3 protein-coding genes and 1 pseudogene are annotated in these 5,872 nt (G+C 60.4%); 1 reads left to right on the forward strand and 3 read right to left on the reverse strand.

Features of this window, described 5'->3' with window-relative positions:
* The 3 genes and pseudogenes from B3Y70_RS15650 to B3Y70_RS15660 form a co-directional block, all read right to left on the reverse strand.
* Nucleotides 1-185: pseudogene (locus B3Y70_RS15650) on the reverse strand (diaminopimelate decarboxylase); the annotation flags it as partial.
* A gap of 36 nt (nt 186-221) precedes the next feature.
* Nucleotides 222-416 (reverse strand): LPS translocon maturation chaperone LptM, encoded by a 195-nt coding sequence (gene lptM / locus B3Y70_RS15655; RefSeq protein ID WP_286714574.1) that lies wholly within the window; start codon nt 414-416, stop codon nt 222-224.
* Nucleotides 417-487: 71 nt separating this feature from the next.
* Nucleotides 488-3,337, reverse strand: a complete 2,850-nt coding sequence (locus B3Y70_RS15660) for a class I adenylate cyclase (RefSeq protein WP_286714575.1) — start codon at nt 3,335-3,337, stop codon at nt 488-490.
* Nucleotides 3,338-3,464: 127 nt separating this feature from the next.
* Here B3Y70_RS15660 and B3Y70_RS15665 point away from each other — a divergent pair.
* On the forward strand, nt 3,465-5,872 hold a 2,408-nt coding region (locus tag B3Y70_RS15665), incomplete at its 3' end, for an EAL domain-containing protein (RefSeq protein WP_288590065.1).

Below are 5,872 nucleotides of genomic sequence, written 5' to 3' on the forward strand. Positions count from 1 at the left end.
TTCGCCTTGACCGCATAACACACCAGATGAGGGCGATTCTTCAGGGCCTCATCGTAAGCACGGTAATGGCGCTCCAGCGTCGCCCGGGAATAGATGTAGGCTGGCGTACCAAAGCGCTCGGCGATATCGGCAACGGCAACGTCTTCGGCGTAGAGTTCGCCGTTACGGTAATTGAAGTGATCCATGCTGTTCCTGAAAGCTTAAGGTCGGGGTGGTCTGGCTCAGGGCCGTTCATTGTCCTCATCGGCATTCTCGCCCGCTTCTGCGGCTGCCGCGGTGTCACCAGTCTGCGATGGTACGGCGTCGGGCACCGGCGCGTTCCGGTACAGCGGCCCTTTCTGGCCACAACCGGATACCATCAAAACCACAAACACCGAGAGCGCGACGGCCAGGCGGCGCACAAGCCCAAGCTGCATACCCAATCCCCTGAGTGAATAATGGCCGAAGTATACCCGACACCCGGGCCGCACCGCGAGGATTCACATGATCAGGACAGGTGCTGGTTAAGGGCATCTTCCAACTGCGCCCGGTAGAACAGGTACTGGCTGGTCTGGATATCGCGCTGATACAGCTGTGGGTCGAGATCGTGGGGCAGATGCAGGTCAGTCAGATACACCGGATAGGGGTCCGGGCTCTGCCGCAGGGAGCGGATGTAATGGGCCACTGCTGGAATCAAACGGTCGCCATATTCCTGCACGGTAAACTCCTGATCGTTGCAATACAGATCAAAGCGCAGAATGCTGTCACCCTGTTGCACGCCCACCGCCTGCACTTCGAGGCCGGACACGGGCATTCCGGCGACCAGCTCTGGTCTCGGATCGGCCTGCCATCGGCCATCCCTGAGTACCAGTTCGTAACACCGGATACCGGCGACCGGCTCCAGATTATCTGCCTGGCGCAACTGCCGGCGCTCAACAACACTGTCCAGAAATCGCAATAACGGTGCCAGTAGATGACGGCGTTGCTGGGCCTTCAGCTGGCGATGCCACAGACTGCCGTACTCATCCACCACCCAGAGCTGGCCCTGGTCTCCCTGCAGCTGCCAGAATACCTGGATGTTACCGGCTTCGGAGGCTTCACATACCGCTTTCAATAGGGGAGCATCCTGAAAAGCATAGCGATCCGGCACCACCGGCAGAAAACTGTCCTGGGGCTGGAACAAGGCATCCATCAATGCCGCGCGGCTATCCAGGGCAACAAACCCCGGCTCCTGGCCATTGAACTGGAGCAGAAAATAACGCTGATCCATCTCGATGATATAACGCAAGGGATGAGGGCCGGTGCCGCCTGCAAAAAACTGTCGGAGCACATCGGCAAACAGCTCACTCACACGCCGGGCAATGGCCTGTCCGTGCCCCCGGCTGGGCGCCATCACTCGGATATCCGGCAATTCCGCAGGGTTGATCGCCACCTGAGCGAGCACATTCTTCAAACACTGGATCAGGGTGTCCCCGGCCGCGTAATGCTGCAGACTGACTTCGTGCCAGCTGTTCAGGGTAATCTGGTCGATGGTCACCACCAGGTTGTCCCGGGCTCCACTGAACCCGAGCGAGTCGTTGCGGGCGCTGAGTTTATGCAGCCCCCGCTCAGTCAGATGAGCCTGTGGGTCCACCGCCACATTCAGCAACAACAGGTTGCGTAAGGGCCGTACTGCACGGGACAGGGCCTGGCGGGGCGCCGGGGGCATAGGCACCGGCAGGAAACCAGCCAGCACATCCAGTATTTCCTTCAACTCGCTGACCGACGCCACGCTCTGGCCCGCTCGCACATTCAACCGTGTACTGCGACTGAGCAGACCGTTGCAGTAACACCAGACAAGCAACTCAGCCAGGTTGCCGGCGCGGCGAATAACCGGCTGCCAGAAGGCGTCGGACGGATCTTCAAGATCCCGGTACAACAGCCAGCCGTCTCCGGCTGCCCCCTGTTCACTGCGATGGTGAAACGACAGGTTCTCTTCTGCCAGCGAGGGCACCAGCCCCGGATTGATCAGCTCGACCTTACCGGCCTTGCGCTGGAAGGCGGCATAGAGCTTGCGGCCCAGCAGATTGATGTCATTGGCGCTGATCGACGCCTGTGCATCCTGTTCCCGGGCCAATCTGGCAAGCAGGCGGTAACTGTGGGTAAGCTCGGCAACCACCCGCCGGCGTAGTCCCATCACTTCCTCGGCACACCAGCGCTGACGATCATCCAGCCGGCCCAGATCCTCCGACGACCAGCCCCAGGTTTCAACCAGACTGCGCAACAACTGGACCCGCCAGGGATCACCCACCATACCCGCCCGGCTGAGCGGCAAGCCGGATTTCAGGTACAGGCTTCGGCGTACCAGCTCCAGCCGGTCTGCGCCGTCACGGGCCAGCAACCACTGCTCCAGTCTCTGGTACAAAAGCACGTAGGGGTCCAGGGCATCGGCGCTGATCACACCATTGTGAACCGCCTGCTTGAAGCTGGCCGAGAGCAGTGGTCGCTCCCGGTCGGTGGCGTAACATTCAATCAACAGTAGCTTGAGGATGGCTTTCCAGGGCGCATCGATTCCTTTGTAGAGCTGCCAGATACCAGCGCCAGGCAGTTCTGCGGGAGGAATGTCCGGCACCGCGCCAAAGTCGATGTAATCCCTGGCCTGGATAAACCGACACTCCACCAGCTGTCGCCGGCAGTGGTCGTAATCGGCCTCCCGGTCTACCGGGATCAGCCACCACAACGGATATTGGCCGGCGAGGTGAATGCTGGTGCGGTAGAACTCATCCAGCAACAGAAAATGCTGGGCGCTGCCGCAGTTTTCCCCGGTGACTTCCACGCGCTGTCGCCCGGCCCGCCAATCGGCGGCAGAGAACACAAACACGTGCAGCTCCACCCCCAGGCCACCGGCCCATTCCGACAGTTTTTCGGCTTTTCGCTCCAGGCACCGAATGCCCGACGCCGGCAAATCCTGACGGTGGCAGAGCCAGACATCCAGATCACTGGCCACCGAGTGGCCGAGGGTGCCAGGGCTTCCCATCAGGAACAGACTGTCCAGATCAGGCTTTCGAGTGCCCTTATCACGATAGTGAAAGCTACGGGCGTAACGGCGGGCCGCATCCAGCACTTCCGGGCCGGGCGTGTAACCATTGAAGCCGTCCGGGCAGTTACCATCCAGATAGCCAGGCAAGGCCGGATGGTTGCGGTGAAAAACCAGCGGCAACAACTCCAGCACCATCTGCTGCCGGTAAGTCAGTGCCGAGCACGCCCGCCGCCAGCGCTGCTCGTTAACCAGCAGAAACCGGTCCCGCAGGCGCCTGAGCGTCTTGCGGTCGATTCCATCCTCGAAATCGAGAACTATGGGCGCGGCGTGAACGGTCAAGAGAGCTCCGGCAAGAGGTTATTTTCGGCAAGATAGTCAGTATGATGAATGAATCGTGGCAAAACCTGTAAAAAAATAAAAGCACAGGCAGTGAACACGCTGCCAGCCCGAGCGAGGCACCCGAGCTGTGAAAGAGTTTCTGATTCAACGCTACCGGCCCGATCCGACGGGCCCCGTTATCCGGCCCACCCTGCTTCGGGTGGATGACGATGGCCGGATCATCCAGGCTGATCGCCATGCAGAAACCATGTTTGGCTACGACATCAGCGATCTGACCGGGCAGAAAGTCCAGCATATTCTGGCTTCCCGCCAGGACGATCCCTTCGCCCCCGCCCACCGACACCGGCTCGACAATGGCCAGACAGTGCTGGTGACGTTCCGCCACAAGGATGGCTTTTTCTTTACTGCCCTGCTCGGGCTGCGAATGGAGATCCGGGATTCAGACCAGGCCGCTACCGCCTCGATTACCCTCAGGGACAGCGATGCCATGGATAGCCGGATTCAACGACTGGCGGAGCAGAATGCCGGCTTTGGTCTCTGGGAACTGGACATGCCCAGCAACGAAATCAGCTGGTCCGAGGGCATGTATCGCCTGTTGGAGCTCAAACCCGGCAGCGAACTGACGCCTGAACAGGCGCTGTTTTACTGCCAGACAGGCCAGAACCGGGTACGAGCGATGTTCAGGCGCTGCATCCGCACCGGCCAGCCGTTTAGCATGGACCTGACCATTCTCACCAGCCGGCAACGGCCACAACGGGTTACTCTGGCGGGCCGTGCTCTGAAGAACGGCGGCCGGGTGCAAAAACTCGGCGGCGTGATGGTCAACCACAGCGAGGCGATGGTCCACGATCTGGAAAAACAACAGGCTCAGCAGATTCTTCAAGCCACGACCGCCGCATCCTCTGATCTTGTGGTGGCCATCGACACCGAGTTCAGGCTGCTGCATTTCAACACCCCCTGGTGCCAGCAGTTTCAACACGCCTTTGACCTGACGCCAAAGACCGGAGACAACCTGCGCAGCCTTCTGAAGGACTTCCCCAATGAGCGGAGACTGATCGAACGGCTATGGCAACGGGCCTTCGACCGTGAGCATTTTGTGGCAGAAATGCCCCTGAACCGCCAGGGAGAGGGACTGCCGATTTACGAGTTTCACTTCCAGAGCATCCGCGGAGACCGGGGTGAGGTCACCGGGGCCGTTCATGTCGCACGGGATATCAGCAACCGGATCCAGCACACCAGCAACAGCGATTACCGCATGCGACACGATCCGGTCACCGGGCTGATGAATCGCCGTTCCTTCATCGAACACCTGGAACGGGCCATGGGCCATCGCCACAAACGCCAGAGCACCGACGGCCTGCTGTTTCTGGACCTGGACAACTTCGAACAGTTCAACGAGGACGCTGGCAGCGGCACCTGCGACCGCTACCTGCGGGAACTGGCCGCCATGCTCGGGCTGCGCGTACGACAGCGTGATGCTCTGGCACGACTGGCCGGCGATACCTTTGCGCTGTTCATCGAGAATTGCCCGGAACCCAGAGCGAGAAAGATCGCCGAGGAAATCCGCGAACAGATTGCCCAGTTCAAGTTTGAATGGCAGGGGCAAACGCTGCAGACCAGCACCAGCGGTGGTCTGCTGATTCTGGACAGTGAGTTGCCGGAGCGGGCCGACACGCTGCTCACACAGGCTGCAGACCTGTGCCATACCGCCAAGACCTCAGGCCGGAACCGGATCCACACTGCCCATGCGCTACCGGATGCCGCCGGCGATACCGGCACAGACAAGCAGATGGAACAGCTGCGCCAGGCTCTGGACCAGCATCAACTGATCCTTGAGTTCCAGGCCCTGAAGCCGGTGGCGAGTGTGACCTGGGGCGACCATATTGAAATACTGTGCCGCATTCCCGGCCAGGAGCCGGACGACACCACCCTCCTGCCTGGACAGTTCCTGCCCCTGGCCGAGCGCTTTGACCTGGCCAAACGGCTGGACCGTCAGGTCATTCGTCAGACCCTGGACTGGCTGGGGCAGCACCGACTGCTGGAACCAAGGCTGAAATACTGCGGCTTCAACCTGTCTCTGGCCTCGGTACTGGATGACACCTTTTCCGATTTCATGGAACAGCTACTGGCACCCTCACCGTTCCGGGCGGAGTGCTTCTGCCTGGAGATCCGGGAAGCCCATGCCACCCAGTATCCGGACGAAGTGGCCGTGCTCTGCGATGCCCTGCATCGAATCGGTTGCCGAGTGGCGTTGGAGGGCGCTGGCGCCTCGGTGGAAAGCTACAGTCTGGCCGCCCACCTGCCGGTGGATATCATCAAACTGGACAGACGGGTGATGGATCATCTGGAAGATGACCCGGTTCAGCAAGTAATGGTGGATGCCCTGCATCGTATTGCAGAAGCCGCAGGCAAGGAGACCGTTGCCACCTTTATCGAGAGCGACGAGACCCTGAGAAAGGTCCGTACCCTGGGCATCCATTTTGGCCAGGGTTACCGGTTATCAAGACCCCGACCGCTGGCGGAGCTGAAGCCGGT

Source organism: Marinobacter sp. UBA5687, assembly GCF_002420325.1.
GTDB lineage: Bacteria > Pseudomonadota > Gammaproteobacteria > Pseudomonadales > Oleiphilaceae > Marinobacter > Marinobacter nauticus.